The organism is Niallia sp. NCCP-28 (assembly GCF_023168165.1).
Taxonomy (GTDB): Bacteria; Bacillota; Bacilli; order Bacillales; family Cytobacillaceae; genus Niallia.
On the sequence record NZ_BQYJ01000005.1, the window covers coordinates 64854 to 84677 of the forward strand.

At 35.0% G+C, this 19824-nt stretch carries 18 protein-coding genes; 1 reads left to right on the plus strand and 17 read right to left on the minus strand.

All coding sequences use genetic code 11. The features are described 5' to 3' along the window. Positions 1-364: 364 nt before the first annotated feature. The 11 genes from NCCP28_RS15205 to prfA form a co-directional block, all read right to left on the minus strand. Complete coding sequence (locus NCCP28_RS15205; protein WP_248562281.1) at positions 365-937, minus strand: TIGR01440 family protein; 573 nt, start codon at positions 935-937, stop codon at positions 365-367. Between the two features lie 31 nt (positions 938-968). After that, entirely contained in the window at positions 969-1418 is a 450-nt protein-coding gene (rpiB, locus tag NCCP28_RS15210; protein WP_248562477.1) for a ribose 5-phosphate isomerase B, read from the minus strand. Between the two features lie 198 nt (positions 1419-1616). Then, positions 1617-2912 carry a methyl-accepting chemotaxis protein gene (locus NCCP28_RS15215; RefSeq protein ID WP_248562282.1) on the minus strand — a complete coding sequence of 432 codons (1296 nt, stop codon included), beginning with the start codon at positions 2910-2912 and terminating at the stop codon, positions 1617-1619. Positions 2913-2930: 18 nt separating this feature from the next. Next, positions 2931-3368 (minus strand): low molecular weight protein arginine phosphatase, encoded by a 438-nt coding sequence (locus NCCP28_RS15220; protein WP_248562283.1) that lies wholly within the window; start codon positions 3366-3368, stop codon positions 2931-2933. A gap of 291 nt (positions 3369-3659) precedes the next feature. After that, entirely contained in the window at positions 3660-4214 is a 555-nt protein-coding gene (locus tag NCCP28_RS15225) for a manganese efflux pump MntP (protein WP_248562284.1), read from the minus strand. 436 nt (positions 4215-4650) lie between these two features. Next, positions 4651-5691, minus strand: a complete 1041-nt coding sequence (locus NCCP28_RS15230) for an L-threonylcarbamoyladenylate synthase (RefSeq protein ID WP_248562285.1) — start codon at positions 5689-5691, stop codon at positions 4651-4653. Positions 5692-5861: 170 nt separating this feature from the next. Next, positions 5862-6317 (minus strand): GNAT family N-acetyltransferase, encoded by a 456-nt coding sequence (locus tag NCCP28_RS15235; protein WP_248562286.1) that lies wholly within the window; start codon positions 6315-6317, stop codon positions 5862-5864. 979 nt (positions 6318-7296) lie between these two features. Next, positions 7297-8211, minus strand: a complete 915-nt coding sequence (locus NCCP28_RS15240) for a proline dehydrogenase family protein (protein ID WP_248562287.1) — start codon at positions 8209-8211, stop codon at positions 7297-7299. A gap of 297 nt (positions 8212-8508) precedes the next feature. Continuing rightward, positions 8509-9216 (minus strand): stage II sporulation protein R, encoded by a 708-nt coding sequence (spoIIR, locus tag NCCP28_RS15245; RefSeq protein WP_248562288.1) that lies wholly within the window; start codon positions 9214-9216, stop codon positions 8509-8511. A gap of 269 nt (positions 9217-9485) precedes the next feature. Continuing rightward, positions 9486-10376: a peptide chain release factor N(5)-glutamine methyltransferase gene (gene prmC / locus NCCP28_RS15250; RefSeq protein ID WP_282579580.1), complete on the minus strand. Its 891-nt coding sequence runs from the start codon at positions 10374-10376 to the stop codon at positions 9486-9488. Next, on the minus strand, positions 10369-11442 hold the full coding sequence (gene prfA, locus NCCP28_RS15255) for a peptide chain release factor 1 (RefSeq protein WP_248562289.1): 1074 nt from the start codon (positions 11440-11442) through the stop codon (positions 10369-10371). Before prfA ends, prmC begins: the two co-directional genes overlap by 8 nt. 358 nt (positions 11443-11800) lie before the next feature. On the opposite strand from prfA, the gene NCCP28_RS15260 reads away from it, so the two are divergent. Next, on the plus strand, positions 11801-12652 hold the full coding sequence (locus NCCP28_RS15260; RefSeq protein WP_248562290.1) for an STAS domain-containing protein: 852 nt from the start codon (positions 11801-11803) through the stop codon (positions 12650-12652). Between the two features lie 111 nt (positions 12653-12763). On the opposite strand, the gene NCCP28_RS15265 is transcribed toward NCCP28_RS15260, so the two are convergent. The 6 genes from NCCP28_RS15265 to NCCP28_RS15290 all read right to left on the minus strand — a co-directional run bounded on the left by NCCP28_RS15265 (position 12764) and on the right by NCCP28_RS15290 (position 19823). Beyond that, positions 12764-13387, minus strand: coding sequence for a thymidine kinase (locus NCCP28_RS15265; protein ID WP_248562291.1), 624 nt, complete (start codon positions 13385-13387; stop codon positions 12764-12766). A 334-nt stretch (positions 13388-13721) separates the two neighbouring features. Continuing rightward, entirely contained in the window at positions 13722-13922 is a 201-nt protein-coding gene (gene rpmE, locus NCCP28_RS15270; protein WP_248562292.1) for a 50S ribosomal protein L31, read from the minus strand. A gap of 394 nt (positions 13923-14316) precedes the next feature. Beyond that, positions 14317-15591 (minus strand): transcription termination factor Rho, encoded by a 1275-nt coding sequence (gene rho / locus NCCP28_RS15275; RefSeq protein ID WP_101178884.1) that lies wholly within the window; start codon positions 15589-15591, stop codon positions 14317-14319. 711 nt (positions 15592-16302) lie between these two features. Further along, positions 16303-17589: a UDP-N-acetylglucosamine 1-carboxyvinyltransferase gene (locus NCCP28_RS15280; protein ID WP_248562293.1), complete on the minus strand. Its 1287-nt coding sequence runs from the start codon at positions 17587-17589 to the stop codon at positions 16303-16305. Positions 17590-18348: 759 nt separating this feature from the next. Next, on the minus strand, positions 18349-19206 hold the full coding sequence (locus NCCP28_RS15285) for a class II fructose-bisphosphate aldolase (protein WP_248562294.1): 858 nt from the start codon (positions 19204-19206) through the stop codon (positions 18349-18351). A 254-nt stretch (positions 19207-19460) separates the two neighbouring features. Further along, positions 19461-19823, minus strand: a complete 363-nt coding sequence (locus tag NCCP28_RS15290; protein WP_248562295.1) for a response regulator — start codon at positions 19821-19823, stop codon at positions 19461-19463. Between the last annotated feature and the right edge of the window lies 1 nt (position 19824).

Genomic DNA, 19824 nt, shown 5'->3' on the forward strand with positions numbered 1-19824 from the left:
TTTTAATCACCTAATCAATTCGTATATCTATCCACTTTTACTTTTTTTCATTTTTTACATTAACTTTTGCTATATTCCAAAAATTTCTCATTATTTTTATCAATCTCAAACCTCTTAACAATAACATTTTCCCTGCTTTAGATTTCATAAAATTTAGTTAATTAATATTATATAAAAATAAGACTATTACAATATCTATGGCATATGGTAGCACGAAAGCATTGATTGCAAAAAAAAAGATAATCATAATAAAATGCATAAAATGATTCCCTGCTATACATACGCGCCATCTCAACTTTTCGTTTTCGACACATATGAAAAAGCATATCCTCACCTGCTTTTTACTATGAATATCCCTTCAATTTCAACAAGATTTATTTTCATCGGTGTTTTCATAAACTGCGCGCACGCCGCCTATCAATTTCGGTCGAGATTTGGCAAGCGTTATATGAGCTTCGCCTAATTGCTTCAAAGAGGTGCGCAGAGGTACTGCAACATGCTTAAGATGCATGCCAATAAAAGTATCGCCAATATCCATGCCGCCATCAGCCTGAATAAACTCAACCACTACTGGATCCTTCATATGATGGTATGCATACGTCGCCATCGCGCCACCTGCATGGCGAACTGGAATGACAGAAACCTCCGCCAATCCCTTTTCTTCCATTGTTTTCCGTTCCACAACAAGGGCTCTGTTCAAATGTTCACAGCATTGAAAAGCTAGCGAAATACCTATTTCATTCCTAAAACTAGCTAATTGATTAAAAATAATTTCTGCAACATCCACTGTACCAGCTGATCCAATTCTTTGCCCAATCACTTCACTTGTACTGCATCCTACAACAAATAAATGACGGTTGGACAAATTCGCCTGCTTTTGGTATTCATCGAGAATTGTTTCCATTTGTTTTTCTAAAGCTAATTTTTCATTATTCATCAAGACACTGCCTTTCGAACGACTAGATTAATTAACTTAAATGACTTTTTTCATATTCAGCAATTTTTTCCAGACGGGCACCATGCCTCTGACCACTAAATTCTGCCTGAATCCATACTTTGACAATTTCACAAGCAAGCCCTGGACCGATTACTCGCTCCCCCATCGCTATCATATTGCTGTCATTGTGTTCCCGGGTTAATTTTGCGCTATACACATCATGGACTAAAGCACAACGTACCCCTTTTACTTTATTTGCTGCAATGCTCATCCCTATGCCTGTACCGCAAATAAGAATTCCACGATCAAATTCGCCATTTGCTACTTTTTCCGCAACTGGCAGTGCATAATCAGGATAATCTACTGATGTTTTGCACTCACAGCCAAAATCAACATATTCTATTCCCATTTGCTCAAGTAAACTGATTATTTCTCTCCGTGTATTTATACCTCCATGATCAGAAGCCACTGCTACTTTCATCACTATCATCCTCCCTCTTTAACAATCTTATTTTCACATAAAAGCACCAAAATAGAAAGATTCAAAAATAGAAAGACTTGAATATTCCCCTATAAAAAGAACCACTTTTCTACTCTACAAAGCTGTTCCCAAAGAATTCATTTCACAAAAGCTAAACGTTTTCTTCAACTCTTTAGAATAAATATATTCCATATGCTATTAAATAGTAAATCGCGAAATAGTTGTTTTCAGCTCCTCCGCTTGCCCTTTTAATAGCACGGCCAGTTCGTCCACTTTATTAATTATTGTGTTTTGACTTTCTGTTATATTAGAAACTTGCTGTGCGCAAGCAGAAGTTTGTTCCGCAACAGCAGCAACTTCTTGAGATTGTTGAGACGTTTGATAGATTTGTTCCATTTGCTGATGTACAAGTTCTGTAATGCTTGCTACACGTTCTGCCATTTCTTTAATGGTTGCATTCATATGGTGAAAAGCTTGATTTGCATCTTCTCCTTTTTTTGATTCCTGCTCCACATTTGCGACTTGCATTTTCATTTGCTTTACTACATTTTTCACTTCTGACTGTATACCTTTGACAAGTTCTGTTATACCTTCCACTGCTTTGGCACTTTCATCAGCAAGATGCCTTACCTCTTCTGCCACAACGGCAAAACCAGTTCCATGCTCTCCAGCTCTAGCTGCTTCAATAGAAGCATTTAATGCAAGCAAATTTGTTTGAGAAGCGATATCCCCTACAAGCTTTATAATTTTTTCCACTTCATTAGCATTGGTTTCTAATTTTTGAACAGATTTCAAAGAATTATTATTTTCTTCTACTAGTGTTTTCATCCCCTTAATCAGCGAGAGAACCACTTGGTTTGTTTCCGTTAAATCGTGTATCATATTTTGGGAAATTTCTAATGAAGAATCTGCTTTTGTTTTAACAGCTTGCGCAAGCTCCATCGCCTCATCTACCGAAACAGCGGTATCTTGGACAGATCGAGCAGAAACTTCAGACCCCTCTGCAATTTCCTTTACAGCCAACGAAATTGCAAGCGTTTGCTCTTTTGCACAATTAGCCTCTTTATTTAAGTCTTTTACTTTACTGTTTGTTTTATTGAAATTTTCTTCTATATTTTGCACCATTTCTCTTAAATTAAAAAGCATATGATTAAATGCAATGCCCAATGATTTTATTTCATCATCTGATTTAGATATTTCTGCATCTTTGCTTATGTCCCCATGCGCCGCATTCAACGCTGTTTTCTCCAGCTTCTGCAATGGCTTTATTATTACCCCAGCAGCTATAAACGCTAATACACCAGACCAAAAAATCCCCATCATTAGTGTAGCAACAGTAAAAGTATAAGAACTGACTTCTATACTATTTGCTAACAACGGGTAAATTACATAAATAAAAAACGCACTTGTAGAATAAGTAATTAGTGCTAAAGAAGTAATAAAAAACACTAATTTTTTTCTTAAACTAAACTTGTAACCCCGACTGACTTCCATAATAACCCCCACTAATTATTATTCCAATTTATCCATCATACTTTGTATTAATAAATCTAATTCTTCAAATGTCCTTTTATATTGCTCAACAGAACCACCAAATGGATCTAAAACGTCTCCTTCTATATTCTCAAAAGCAAACTCTTTCAAAGTAAACGTTTTCCTAATAGAGGATGGATATTGTGCCAAGATTGTACTTTTGTGCCCTACAGTCATTGTTAATACATACGTTGCCCAATCAATCAGCTCATTCGTAAGCAACGCTGATCTGTGAAAATAACCGATGTTCTTTTCCGCCAAAACTTCTTGGGCTTGATAAGAAGCTTCTTCACCATCTATTGCAAAAACTCCAGCCGACTTTACTTCTACATTTTTTATCTTCTTAGCTTTTAAAATAGCTTCTGCCATCGGGCTGCGGCAAGTATTTCCTGTACAGACAAATAATACACGAATCATAAATCATCCTCCTTCTATTATTTTCTTTCATTATAGACCAAATGGCCTAAATATTCTATTCTCCTTCTTCTTATTTGGATAACTTTGTATTAAATAAATGAGAATTCCCCCTTTTATCCCCATGTAAATAATTATATTTGTCTCTACTCTCTAAAATATCAGGGATTACTTATCGGCAACGAAAAGTCATATTTTGATAAAATAACCTTTTTTCTTTTTATACTTGCTTAATCCCCACCGTAAAAAAATCTAGACAACTTCCCTTAAAGGCAGCCTAGATTTTTCATCTTTTTATATGTTCAACAACAATTTCAATCCAAAAACCAAAAGAATTCCTCCACCCAATACTTCTCCATACAAACCTAACATGCCTTGAACCTTTCGCCCTATAAGCAGGCCCAACCATGTTAAGCATGTTGCCATTATTCCAAAACACGCTAAAACAACTACTGTTCTAGCTTGATATATCCCTAAACTTAAGCCTACAGAAAAACTATCTAAACTAACACTTAAAGCAAAAATCAATAAACCAAAACCAACAGGTGTAATTCGGTATCCATGTTCTGATTTAAAGCTTGACCATATCATTTGCATACCAAGAATAACAAGCAATCCACCACCAATTATTCCTGCTATCGCTCCAAAGTTATCAGATAAGAACCTTCCTGCTATCATGCCTAAAAGCGGCATAATTATATGAAAAACGCCAATTGTTAAACCAATTTTAGCTATTTGCCTTAAACGGAGCTTATACATTCCCATGCCTAATCCAATAGAAAATGCGTCCATTCCTAAAGCAAATGCCATGATAATTAGTGTGATTAACTCTCCCCAGTCTATAGACATACTTTTGCCTCCTTGGACTTGCTATTTAGAGAATATGCAATGCCAAGAAAATTTAGAATGGTTTAAGTGGAAAATTTAATCAATGTTTTTTCTCCTTTAAGCGGATTATTCATGAAAGTCATTGTATTCTTTTGGATTATAAAAAGATATCCAAAAAAATACGGATAAGTCCAATAGAAAAAACTTCTATCCAACTTATCCACACTATAAAGTGAAACTTCAATTAAAGGGGAGCTCCATTTACATTCCCCTCTAATTACTTCTCTAAGCAAGATAAGATATAGGCCATACAAACGTTGCCATAGGAGGGTGCAGATCCTTACTATTATCATACCTTAGGCTTTTACTCAGCAAGTTTCTCCACACCTAGATTTTTCGTTTTCACTTCTAGTCTTAAATCAGGGTCCACAAATCCGTTAATGCCAGACAAATCTTTTTACTCTATTACTCGGTGAGCAGCTGCCTTCATGAGCCTATTCATAATTGCTTGTCCTACTCCGGAGTCAGGAAACATTTCACTATAAATTACATCTACATCCTTATAGTTGAATGACCTTAGCCCTTCATATAATGTTGCGGCTACTGTTTCTAAATCTTCTCGTTTTCCACAGGCAAAAATATAATCTGCATCATAATAATTTTTATGCTCTTTTGTTGTGAGCACTCCCACTTTTTTCCCTGTTTGTTTCGCTTCATTAATAAGCAGCTGAATTCTTTCTTTTGTTCCTTTTACTAAAAACAAAGGAACATCAGGAGCATAATGACTATATTTCATTCCGGGCGCTTTTGGTTTTGCTTCTTTATTCGTTAAAGCTGAGTCTAAGTGAACTTCTCCAATTATTTGTTCAATTTGTTCTATTGTTATACCACCTGGCCGAAGAATAGTCGGCATTTGATCCGTACAATCAATAACGGTCGATTCAACCCCAACACCAGTACTTCCACCATCCAAAATACCAGCAATTTTGCCATCTAAATCTTCCTTTACATGCACAGCATTAGTAGGACTTGGCTTTCCTGATTGATTGGCACTTGGAGCTGCAATAGGAAGATTCGATTGTTCTATTAACTTTAATGCAACTGGATGATCGGGCATGCGCACTCCCACAGTTGGCAAACCCGCTGTTGCATAGGGAGATAATACCCCCTTTTTTATTCGTAATATAATTGTTAAAGCTCCTGGCCAAAAAGCTTCCATTAACTGTTTAGCCACAGCAGGTATCTCTTCCACAAATTCTTTTATTTGCTCTTGTTTGGCAATATGTATAATTAAAGGATTGTCAGATGGACGTCCTTTGGCTGCAAAAATTTTCTTTATTGCTTGATCATCTTTTGCATTTCCTCCTAACCCATAAACAGTTTCGGTCGGAAATGCTACTACTTCATTTTGTTTCAGAAAATCAGCAGCCTTTTTGATTTGTGGATAACTGTCTATACTATCCACAGTTTTATCCACTTCCCAATAAATCGTCTCCATTTTTATCCACCTTTTCAAAAACTATTTTTTCTCTTATTAAAAAGCCTTATTTCCCACATTTTCGACAAAAAATACAATATTATTTATACCTATTCAAAAAAATCAGTGGATAAATAGTTGTTTTATACACAATTTGTGAATAAGTTATCCATTTTTGTGGATAACTTATTCTATTTATTCACATTCTCTATATGATAATACATATATTGCAGGTTATTAACAGTCCATATATTTGCTACTGATTTTGATGTCTTTATTTCCTCTGGCATTTTTTCTTTTCTTATCGTCCGAAATCCTAACAATGAGAATAAATGAATCGCGCTTTTATTATTGATCATGCAGTATAAGGATTCAAGTTGACGCTCCTTTGCCAATTGTATTGTTTGCTGAAGCAAATATAATATGTCTTCTGCTGTTGCATTGGCAATAACAAGGGAACGCAATAAGCCAACTTTTTCAAATGGTTCAATGCCAATTGTACCAATCAAATCCCCATTTTTATCTTCCACTAATAAATAATAATTTAACCATTTTTCAATATCTTCTGTATCTACTGCTGTTTTCGCTAAGAAGGTCTGAATTTTTTCTAAATCCTCTTGCATCGCCTGTCGAACTGATTTTTGCATTTTCTCCACCCCATCTTTAAGAAATAGCCTTTTTAAACTTCTGTTATTCTATTTCTATGAGAAAAAAAAGAAAAAATGCTAGTTTATTTTACTATATTTTATTATATTTAGAGATCATACTTTTTTATTTTCTCACGCATTAACAGGCCTTTGCCCTCCACCTCGAGCTGATATGAGAAAACAAAAATTCTAGGCAGATAAAAACTTTCCCGTAACATCCCAATTAGTTCCACTAATAATCAGCAGAGAATTAAAAAATTCTTACTAATTGAAGTTTTCCTTTATCAAAGCCTTTCTTAAAAAACTATAGGATTGGCTGCTGCATTTTGTTTCTATATATCTTAAAATACGCCTTTCCTGTTTCTTTTAATAAATGTTATACCTCTATTACTTTCTAGTATTTCGAAAAGAGAATCTCCATCTGGCAGCATATCATCGTTTTTTATCAAATATATCAAAATGCTATCTAAGTTATCCAAGATCAACTATTTTTTAGCATTATACTCTTCTGTCCATCCATTTACTTCATAAGGACGCATCTCTTTTTCTACTAATTCCATTTATTCTTTCTCCAAACAGCCTAGCTGCAAAAGCGAAAACCATCTTTTGAAAATTGTGAATAACTGAACGTAGAAAACCCTTTGTATGTATTCATTAATAATTTACCATAATAGCATTATTTTTTGTTATAATTTCTAGATTGATTACAGGTTTATAAGCCTAAACAGACCAATCTTTTACAACATAGGAAGAAAATCAACATAAAAACATCGGGGATTTCACTCCCCAATGTTTGCTCCTTCTGGCAAGATCAGACATAGGCCAAACATATCTTCATGGTGATTATGGCTTTATTCTCTACTATGAGGCTTTTTCGCAGCAAGTTTCTGCCCAGATAAATTCCTCATTTTTCTTTCCTACTCCTTTAGTTGGCGATTAAAGACCTATTAATCTTTATCTTTTTTGTTACATTTTGCTGCTATTTAAATAAGTTCTTTAACACAAACCAGCTATTGGCTGGTCTTTCGGCCAATCTTCTCATAAAATAACCAAACCAATCGACACCATAAGGAACATATACTCTAACTTTATACCCTTCTTCCACTAGCTTATTTTGCAAATCTACGCGTATTCCATATAACATCTGAAATTCAAACATACTTGTTTTGATTTGGTGGTCAGAAACCAATTTTTTCGCAAAGTCAATTATATTCTCATCATGTGTTGCAATGGCTGTATAATAACTATTTAATAGATGCGTTTGGATGATTTTTTTAAAATTTTCATCAACATCCGCTTTTTCTGGAAAAGCTACATTAGGAGACTCTTTATAAGCACCTTTTACCAATCGTAAATTTGCTGCTATTTGATGTAATCGTTTTATATCCTCTTCTGTTCGATATAAATATGCTTGAATAACTAAACCAACATTATCGTATTTTTTGCGCAATTGTTCATAAATCTCAATTGCTGCTTCACAATGAGAAAAATCTTCCATATCAATTCGAACAAAATTGTCATATTGCTGCGCTCGCTCCAAAATAGTTCTCATATTATTCATACATAACTCTTTGTTTATATCTAAACCTAAGGAAGTTAATTTAACAGATAAATGGGATTCGACTTTTGATGCATAAATATGATCTAATGTTAATAAACACATATCAGCAGAGTGTTTTGCTTCTTCTTCTGTAAAAACAAATTCGCCAAGATGATCAAGTGTCGCTGCTATTTTCCTTGCATTCAGCAGTTTTACACATTCTATTGCACTAGCAACCGTTTCCCCTGCAACAAACCTCTGGGCACCAAAGCGCAGGCCATATTTTTTGGCCAGTTTATTTGCAGCTGCATTTTTTGCAATTGATTGAAACATACTTCGCAAAACAGCTTCCATTTAATCTCCTCCATTTCCTTCCCTTATAAGTTTAAACATAGTTGTGTAAATTAAATTTTGAGCACCTTTACTTTTATCACGCATTAATGGGCTTTTGTCCCCCACTTAAGGAATTGTAAGAGAAAAAGAGAAATCTAGGTGGGGAAAAACTTGCCTGTAAAAGTCTGATTGAAGTTTCACTTTATATTACATTATATAATTCTTTTTTTAAAACATGCTCTAATGCCGCAATCCGTCTAATATTTTCATTTTTTATATAAAAAACTGCCCTAGCTTAGCTCAGGCAGTTTCTATCTATCAACCAAATATTTTATCCCATAACTCTACTAAAAAAAATTTTACTTTAACATCCTCATCCTTTGTTTCTTCTACATATAAGGGATCTTCCTTTGTTTCCTTTTTTATCTTTTCTTTTACCTGATCCTCTTTATCTGCTGCTTTAGCAATATCTCCTTGTTTATCTGCCTTATTCTCCTCTTTTTCTTCTACCCCTTTACTTACAGCTACCCCATTAGAGAAATCCAGGAAACATAATGGAGGAAATAATACACACCACCAATTTGCCCCTTCTCCTTTTCCTAAGGTAATTAAGATTGCTTCATACGTCCCTGCTGGATAAAGGAATTCCCCATATAGCTTTGTTGGAAAATCTACCTTTCCAAACTTCACTTTCACCGCCTGCTGCTGATTTTCTTCTGCTACTACTTTTTCCGCAATTTTTTGAATCTCCGGCAAGTTTGATTTTAATAATTGCTTTGCTTCCTCTTTGGAAGTTAATTCAGCTACCCATTTAGTAATTTCTTTATTGACAGCATCACGCACTTTTCTTTTTAATGCTTGATCTTCTTCTGAATCACTATTTGCCAAAATTCTTAAGCGGATTGCATCACTAGGAATCACAATTTCATCATTTGCTGTTACTTCATTTTTTGGTATATATAAACTTAAAATAGTAGATACAATAAGTACGAATAAATAGATAGTTGCCATTGGTTTCTTTTTCATATTTAGCACCGCCCCTTCACTAAAACAGTGTGGACAGCTTGCAACAATCTTAAACTAGCAAAATAAATTTTTTTGCTAGTTTCACAAAAAATATTTTGCTAGATATGGCTCAACATAATTTGAAACTTCAAACAGGCTTTTACAGGCAAGTTTTTCCCCACCTAGATTTCTCTTTTTCTCTTACAATCCCTTAAGGGGGGGGCAAAAAACCCTTAATATGTGATAAAAAGGGCTACCCCTCATAGGATGCCCCTAAATACTTTATACCTTTATCTGTTCTGGTCAAATCCAATTTCCGCAAACACCATTCGGTCTTTACCATTAATATCATACACTACTTCTACTTTTGCATTTGGAAATGTGTTTTGCAGAATGGAAGATACCGCTCCACTTTGCCCCGCCCCCACTTCAAATCCAACAAGACTCTGCTCTTTTAACACCAATGGAAGTTGATCACACAATCGTTTATATATTGCCAAACCATTATCTCCAGCAAACAATGCTCTATGCGGTTCATGTTTCGTGACAACATCCGACATTCCTTTCTCGTCGCTTTCCGGAATATATGGAGGATTAGAGAGAACAACATCAAATTTCTCCTGTGCTTCTAAAAAAGGAGCCAATAAGTCACCTTGAATAAATCGAATACTATTCGCTCCTAATTGTGCTGCGTTTTCTTTCGCCACTTGCAAAGAAGGCAAAGAAATATCTGTTGCCGTCACTTCCAGAAAAGGAACCTCTAACGCAAAGGTAACTGCAATAGCTCCACTTCCAGTGCCAATATCAACAAATTTCAGCGCATGCTCTTTCGAAAAAATTTTTTTTATTCTTGTAATGGCCCCTTCCACCAACTCTTCTGTTTCAGGTCTAGGAATAAGCACTTCACTATTCACTTTAAATTTTCTTCCATAAAACTCTTCGTATCCCATAAGATACTGAACGGGTGTCCCTTCTGCATGAAGTTTTACATATTTCTCAAATATGGAGAGTGCGCTCTGATCCAGTTCTTCTCTAAACTGAATGATAAGTTCTGACCTGCTTATATTTAATACGTGCCTTAATAATAATTCTGCTGCAAATTCTTCCCGCTTATGTTCTTGTAAATAAGAAGAAGCCCATTTAAGGGCTTCAAATATTTTTATCGAATTGCGATTATACATCAGATGCACTCTCTAAACGACTTGATTGCTCTTCAAAAATTAATGCATCGATAACATCTTCCATTTTTCCTTGAAGAATTTGGTCAAGCTTTTGAATAGTCAGACCAATACGATGATCTGTTACACGGTTTTGCGGGAAATTATATGTTCTAATTCGTTCAGAGCGGTCTCCTGTTCCAACAGCAGATTTACGTTGCTGATCATATTCCGCTTGTACTTCTTGCTGGAATTTATCATAAATACGAGCACGCAACACTTTCATTGCCTTTTCCTTATTTTTGATCTGAGACTTCTCATCTTGGCAAGAAGCAACTATTCCAGTAGGTAAATGCGTTAAACGCACAGCTGACATCGTCGTATTTACACTTTGTCCTCCAGGTCCACTAGAAGCAAATGTGTCTACTCGAATATCTTTTTCATGAATGTCCACTTCTACTTCTTCCGTTTCTGGCAAACATGCTACCGTTGCAGTAGATGTATGAATGCGTCCACCTGATTCTGTTTCAGGAACACGTTGTACCCTATGTGCGCCATTTTCAAATTTCATTTTTGAATAAGCGCCTTTACCGCTAATCATAAAGATAATTTCTTTATAGCCGCCGACGCCAGTTGTGCTTGCATCCATAATTTCTATTTTCCAGCCTTGCGATTCTGCATAACGGCTGTACATGCGGAATAAATCACCAGCAAACAATGCTGCTTCATCTCCACCTGCAGCACCGCGGACTTCCATAATTACGTTTTTATCATCATTAGGGTCTTTCGGAATCAGCAAGATTTTTAGACGAGCTTCTAACTCTTCAATACGGTCACCCGTTTCATCCAATTCTTCTTTTACCATCTCACGCATTTCAGCATCTAATTTTTCTTCCAGCATTGCTCTTGCTTCTTTATGCTGTTCTTTTACTTCTTTATATTCCCGGTATACTTCAACCGTTTCTTGGATATCGGATTGTTCTTTCGAATAATCACGCAATTTCTTTGTATCATTAACAATTTCAGGATCGCTCAATAACTCATTAAGCTTATCATAACGATCCTCTACAGCTTGTAGACGATCAAACACGAATATTCACCTCATTTTTTTCCATAACGTATTAATTATATTATAGGCTATAATCCCCGTCAAAACCAAATTAATACTAAAAACTAGCCATTTATAAAGCGAAACTGCAAACTGCAAAAGTTTTTCTAAAAGATATTACAACCTATGTTCTTTTCTATCAGGCTTTTGCAGTCAGTTATCTGATTCCCTCTAATTTTTCCTAGTCTCTCCCAATCTCAAGGCGAAGGTTTTTCAGCCTGTTAAATAGGGGAACATAAATAATTGTTTATGAACTAATTATTTCCTATTTCTTATATAATGAAAGTATAGTTTAGATATAGGAATCAAACAATGTCAATAAATAAGAGGAGTTAGAGAAATGCCTTTAATGAATACTTCTTTATATAATTATATACTTGAAAACTCTGCTTCCATCAGCGAGAGATGGTTTTCATTAAAAGAGGGAGAAAATGGATCTATTTATTCTAGTACAGTTTCTCCATATGTTAAAGAGTTATTGGAAAAACAGCATACATTTACTATCCAGACAGTAATGAGTGCATTCTTAGATGATCAGCAAATATTTGCTAGCAATCTATCAAAATGGGCAATTGAAGTAGCACAAAGTAGAGTTGATTTAGGAACACCCACTCATGAGGTTTTACAAGCATTAAGCATTACTCGTCAGATAATTTGGGAACATATTGAACAATATATTAAAGAGCATGGCGATATTCCTACAGAAGTTATTTTAAATTGGATTACAATTTTTCAACAGGCATTTGATACTTTAAATAATAAGTTTGCTAGTTTATACCATGAATTTACAATAAAACAATTAAATGAACAGCAGAAAATTATTCTCGCTCTCAGCAATCCCATTATTCCTTTGATCGCAAATACAGGAGTTTTGCCACTAGTTGGCGATATTGACTCTTCCCGCTCAAAATCAATTATAGAAGAAGTACCCGAGCGCTGTCTTAAAGAGAAAATAAACCATCTATATATAGATTTATCTGGCCTTTCTACCTTTGATGCCAAAACTTTGGATGAATTAATCAAATTAATTCATGTGCTTGCACTAATAGGAATTGATACTACCATTTCTGGCATGAGTCCTGAAATGGCCAAGTTAGCTGGCGTTTCTAGCAGTAATTTAAGCAAAGTAAATACCTACTCCAGTCTAAGACAAGCTTTTTCAAAAGGAAAAATAAAGCTCATTCAGGAGTAAATGATATCAATAGACTAGCTTGGGCCATTTTAAATTTTAACAATAAAAAAGTCTCCTCTTATACAGGAGACTTTTTAGCTTTTCACTTTTTTAATAGCAGCAGATACTTATTCACAAAGAGGAAGAAGTGCCACTATCTTGTTTATTTGCACTTTGAGGCGATTCTGGTACTTCATGATGGTGACGGCAACGAGGTTCGTATGATTCCGATGCTCCTACCAAAATAATTGGATCATTATAAGATGCCGGTGAACCGTTGATTAAACGCTGCGTACGACTAGCAGGAGAACCACATACAGCACAAACTGCCTGCAGCTTAGTAACAAGCTCTGCGACCGCCATAAGTTTAGGCATTTTCCCAAATGGCTCTCCTCGGAAATCCTGATCGAGTCCCGCACAGACAACTCGATACCCACTATTAGCCAAGCGCTGCACAACTTCTACTATTTCTTCATCAAAAAACTGCACTTCATCAATTGCAACCAATTCAATCTCTGACGTGATATGTTCAAAGATTTCTGCAGAATTTTTGATAGGAATAGCATTCGTTGCCGTACCATTATGGGAAACAACCGCTTCTTCACTATAACGATTATCTATCTTCGGTTTAAAAACTACGATATTTTGTTTAGCGAATTCCGCTCTTCTTACCCGACGGATGAGCTCTTCTGACTTGCCTGAAAACATACTCCCACAAATGACCTCTACCCAGCCGTGCTGTTTCATTACGTACATGAAACCTCTCCTTCCTCAAGAAAAACATTGCTTTCATTTATTCAACATTGAAAAACCATTTAAAAAGAAATGGCTTCAATTTCATTATTAGTATTATTCCCTCTACTCTAAAAAGCATAAGATGCTTAAGAATAGAAGGGATATTTTACCTTCTATTCTTAAGCAGCCTAATTTTGACAAACTCCGCTTCATTTAACTTAGAAGTAGCATTTCTCAGAAAAAAATCATTTTATCATTCACTTTATGACTTCCGGTTAATACACCAGTATTTTTTCTCATAAAAGAAAGAACAGGCAAGGAATTAAACTTCTTGCCTGTTCTTTTTGATTTCGTATTACTTAAGACCGTACTTTTTGTTGAAACGATCAACACGTCCGCCAGCTTCAGCGAATTTTTGACGACCAGTATAGAACGGGTGGCACTCAGAACAAGTTTCAACTTTGATTTCTTTTTTAACAGAACCAGTTGTGAACTCATTTCCACAAGCACATTTCACCGTAATTTCGTTGTAATTAGGATGAATTCCTGCTTTCATTCCTTTTCATCTCCTTCCGCCCTGCAACTTTCGAAACAGAGTTATAAACAATGAATTTTCATTGTTATTTAAAATCACATACTGTGACTATTATAGCAAGGACAAAACTTTTTTGCAACTTGTTAATCCATTCTATCTATTAGGTTCTTCTTTTATTTTTTTACAAAAAGACCAATAAAAGGAATTTCATAACTTTATTTATATTCTCACCTTATCTTATCATGATATTAGAAAATGTAAGCAAATAAAATTTTACCATTTCCTATTTATCATCTTAACAAGCAATACACTCCCTGCTTAAAAGATTGGGAATGGATAAGAAAAACTGCAATTTCAACTTAGCTTTTCTTCATCAAATAGAGAAAACTGCAAACAAAACATTTTTATTCTACTGTTACGATTTTCTCGAAGAACCTGCTTTCATTTGATCTGCCAAAACAGCAAAAAATTCTTCGTTTGATTTTGTTTGTCTAAGCTTACGCAAGAAGCGCTCTGCAAAGTCTGGAGAATCTGACATAGATTTGCGGATAGCCCATAATTTGTCTAGATGTTCTTTCGGAATCAAAAGCTCTTCTTTTCTTGTTCCAGAGCGGCGAATATCGATTGCAGGGAAAATTCTTCTTTCTGCAAGAGAACGATCTAAATGCAATTCCATGTTTCCAGTTCCTTTAAACTCTTCATATATAACATCATCCATACGAGAGCCAGTATCCACTAAAGCTGTAGCTAAAATAGTTAAAGATCCGCCTTCTTCAATGTTCCGCGCTGCCCCAAAAAAACGTTTTGGACGATGGAACGCAGCTGGATCAATTCCTCCAGATAATGTTCTGCCGCTAGGAGGAATCACAAGATTATAAGCACGTGCTAATCTCGTAATACTATCCATTAATATAATAACATCTCTTTTATGTTCTACTAAACGCATCGCTCTTTCTAATACTAATTCAGCAACTTTAATATGATTTTCTGGCACTTCATCAAACGTAGAGCTTACTACATCGCCTGTAACAGATCTTTCAATATCCGTTACTTCCTCAGGACGCTCGTCAATCAACAAAACAATTAATTCTGCATCAGGATGATTGGTTGTAATACTGTTTGCTATTTCTTTAATCAGCATCGTTTTACCAGCTTTTGGCGGTGCTACAATTAGACCACGCTGCCCAAAGCCCACAGGTGCCAACACATCCATAATTCTAGTAGAAACATTTTTTTGAGTCGTTTCTAAAATCATTTGGCGGTTTGGATAAAGTGGAGTCAACCCTGGGAAATGCACTCTTTCCTTTGCAGCCTCAGGGTCATCACCATTTACAGCTTCTACTTGAAGCAATCCAAAATACCGTTCATTTTCTTTTGGCGGTCGGACTTTACCCGAAACCTTATCTCCATTTCTTAAATCAAATTTTCTAATTTGAGATGCAGATATATAAATATCTTGTGAACTTGGAGAATAATTAATTGGTCGCAAGAATCCAAAACCTTCCGACTGTATTATTTCAAGAACACCTTCCATAAAAAAGTAGCCTTCTTGTTCTGCCCTTGCTTTTAATATGGAGAAAATCAATTCTTTTTTTGTTAATTTGCTATAGTAGGACACTTTATATTCTCGTGCTAGCTCATATAGCTCTTTTAATTTCATATTTTCTAAACTAGATATGTTTAATCCCATTTTGACACCACTCTTTTATATTTTCAGTTATTCCTACCAGTGCATGAACAAAAATTATAGTCGGGAAGGAATGTTTAAGCATTTTGAGGCTATTATTTCTAAAGTGAAGAGAAACGTACTGATGCGAGAATAAATAGATTGAAGTAGTTATTTACATAAAAAACCGTCATAAATCCGCTTACTTTTTAATGGTAGTTTTCTAACTTTTTCATGGAAAGTATCATACATATAAGACATTCCCATATCACAAAAATTATTAACAATAGAAAACTATCCAAAGCAATCTCTATTTTACATCTATCTGTAAAAAAAGTGCAACAAGATTTTTTTATGTCTTAGTTTCCTTCTATGAAATAATAACCTGTTTCAAGAATTTTATGATTATATATTAAGGAAGCATTAATGAAGGAAGGATAGGAGACGCATTACAATAATTCGCCCCCTATTTTTTCGATGATTTATTTGTCTTTTTATTACTAGGCCATTGTTATCTATACTCTACATGATTCAATCAAAAACCAGTTTATCCACAAAGCCGATTTTTAAACAAAAGTTAAATAAAACATAATAAAAAACGCTTTATTATAAGCAAAACAATAGAGAACTTGTCCATTTTACTGATAGAATTTAGACAATATAACTTGTTGATGCATTATGCATACTCGCTAAATCTTAATTCAGACAGCTATTCAGATTCCCCTAAATGAATTTTTATACGTTTTTTAATTGCTCCTGCTCTTCCTGAGACATATTCTCTCTCCAAATAGTTGCTCCTAATCCATTAAGCTTTTCTACTAAAGAACTGTAGCCCCTGTCTATATGCTCCAGTCCAGTAACTTCCGTAACTCCATCTGCCATAAGTCCAGCAATTACCAAAGCCGCCCCTGCACGTAAATCGCTTGCCTTAACTTTTGCTCCTTGCAAATGCACTGGTCCATTTATGATGGCAGAACGCCCCTCCACTTTAATTGTTGCATTCATCCTCCGCAACTCATCAATATGTTTAAAGCGGGCTCCATAAATCGTATCTGTAACCATGCTTGTACCTGTTGTTTTTGTCAAAAGAGAAGTGAACGGTTGCTGCAAGTCTGTTGGAAATCCTGGATAAACTAATGTTTTTATATCTACAGCCTTTAAATCTGAATTCGAACTTACAAATATTTGATCATCACTTGACTCAATATGAACATTCATTTCTCTCAATTTTGCAATAAGCGATTCCAAATGTTGAGGAATGACATTATCTATTAAGATACCTTCTCCCACTGCTGCACCAATTATAATATATGTACCAGCTTCAATTCGATCAGGGATAATCGTATGACGGCAGCCATGCAGTTTATCTACCCCTTCTATGCGTATAATATCTGTGCCGGCACCTTTGATTTTTGCGCCCATATTGTTTAATAATGTAGCAACATCAATAATTTCAGGCTCTTTTGCAGCATTTTCAATAATTGTTTTTCCTTTTGCTCTTACTGCTGCAAGCATTATATTTATAGTTGCTCCTACACTCACAACATCTAAATAAATCTGAGCGCCTCTAAGCTCATCTGCACGAAGATAGATAGCGCCTTGCTCATTTGTCACCTGCGCACCAAGCGCTTCAAATCCTTTGATATGCTGATCTATTGGCCGCGGTCCAAGATGACATCCGCCAGGCAACCCTATAACTGCTTTCTTAAAACGACCTAACATTGCCCCCATTAAATAATAAGAAGCCCGCAATTTTTTTACCTTTCCATTCGGCATAGGCATAGAAATCATGGAAGAAGGATCGACGGTCATATCGGATTCGGAAAAAGACACACTACCGCCTATTTCTTCTAAAATTTCCTTTAAAATCTGTACATCAGAAATGTCAGGCAGTCCCTCAATAGTAACTGGAGAATCCGCTAAAATAGTTGCTGGAATAAGAGCAACAGCACTGTTTTTTGCTCCGCTTATTCGTACAGTACCTTTTAATGGAGATCCACCTGCAATCATAAGTTTTTCCATTTCTAACTCCCTTCTAAGCCATGCAAAAAGTACAATTTTGTATTTTGGACTGTCAGTACTTTAAATCTTCCTTTATAATCATGATAATTAGAAGAAGATTAAAAAAAGCATTCCAGAAAAAATACATATTAGATAAGAATTGAATCAAGGCTTGGACGTAAAATCTTTGTTTTATACTAATTCAATTATTATACCAAAAAGTAATCTTGATAGGAAAAGGGCAAATAGTAACTTAATTGGCGACAAACGTTAAAGAGGGATTCTTTCACCTTTAACAGAATGACTAGATCTAAAACAATCCCGCTGATTATTGCCTAACATGATAAAGGTTTACTTTTCTAATCTTTGAAAAAGCATAAAAGAATATATTTCATGATAAATATTGAAGATAAGTAATGCAAGTGTATGGGTTTTCCCATCTTCGAGGAAATGTAATAAAGAAAGTAAAATAAAATTCACTGTCTTTTTACATTATACATAACAAAATGGAAAGAAGAGATAGTCAATTTTCCTAGGTTAGTTATATATATAATTATATTATTTCCTTTCCTTTATGGAGAGATACTTCCTTTTCGAGATTTAGTTTCTTTTCCAATAGCATGATCTAGAAATAAGTTCATTAACCCAGTGTTTTTTCAAATTTAACCAGTGAGGCCTTATTGCCCATTAGATAGGGATAAACTTTATTTATATATATTATGATATACGGAAACCGCCCAAAAAGGCGGTTTCTCATAGTAAATCTATTTAGGCTAAAAATTAAGCTTTGTTTGAAGAACCAAACTCTTTAATTTTGCCAATTACAGTAGCTTTAATAGCTTCACGAGCAGGTCCTAGGTATTTACGTGGATCGTACTCTTCAGGCAATGCAGCTAAAGTTTCGCGTACTGCTTTAGCAGAAGCAATTTGGTTTTCTGTATTTACATTAATTTTTGCAGTTCCTAAAGAAATAGACTTTGTAATATCTTTTGTAGGAATTCCAGTTCCACCATGTAATACTAATGGCATACCAGTTAAATTCCCGATTTCTTCCATTTCTTTAAATCCTAAGTTTGGCTCTCCTTTGTAAGGGCCATGAACTGAACCTAAAGCAGGAGCTAGGCAATCGATGCCAGTGCGTTTCACTAATTCTTCACACTCTTTTGCATCTGCGTAAATAACGCCTTCAGCAACAACATCATCTTCTTGTCCACCAACAGTTCCTAGTTCAGCTTCAACTGAAACACCTTTTGAATGAGCGTAATCTACCACTTTTGCAGTAGTTTCTACATTTTCTTCGAATGGATGATGTGAAGCATCGATCATTACAGAAGTGAATCCTGCATCAATAGCTTCTTTACATTTTTCAAAGCTTGAACCGTGGTCTAAATGAATAGCAACTGGTACAGTGATTTTGTAATCTTCAAGTAATCCTTCTACCATTTTTACTACTGTTTTAAATCCACCCATATAACGTCCTGCACCTTCAGAAACTCCTAAAATTACTGGAGATTTTTCTTCTTCTGCAGCTTGAAGAATAGCTTGAGTAAACTCAAGGTTATTTAAGTTAAATTGTCCAACTGCGTATCCTTCTGCTTTTGCTTTGTTTAACATTTCTGTCATTGAAACTAAAGGCATTTTTCTTCCTCCTTAATCATGTTCGTCCTTTTTACAAGGTAAGCTTTATTAAATTTCCCAAAGAGAAGTAGAATATGTATATATTACCCTAAGTAAAACAAAACGAATCATTTCCTTTTAAATTCATTGTAATCATACCAAAATAAGTGAAGAAATGCTATGATTCCGTTCACTTTTTCTAAATTGTCATAATTAGTTATGTATTATTTGCCATTAAAAAAAGTGTGTAAGCGATATTTCTACAGCCATCTCATTTACTCTGCAATATATTTTTTTACGGCATCTCTTAAATCATCTATATCAAATGGTTTTGCAAAATGCGTTAGTGCTCCTAAATCTTTTGCTTCTTGTATCATATCCAGCTCTCCATAGGCAGTCATGATGATAACACGAATATCCGGATTAAGTTTTCTCATTCTCTTTAAAATTTCAATTCCATCCATCCCAGGAATTTTCATATCTAATAAAACGATATCCGGTTCATTTTTTGTTAAAATCTCTAATGCTTGAACACCATTTGCAGCTTGAAATGTTTGATAACCTTCTTTTTGAAATACTTCATTTAAAAGAATTCTAATGCCAAACTGATCATCTACTATTAATACTTTCCCTTTCATA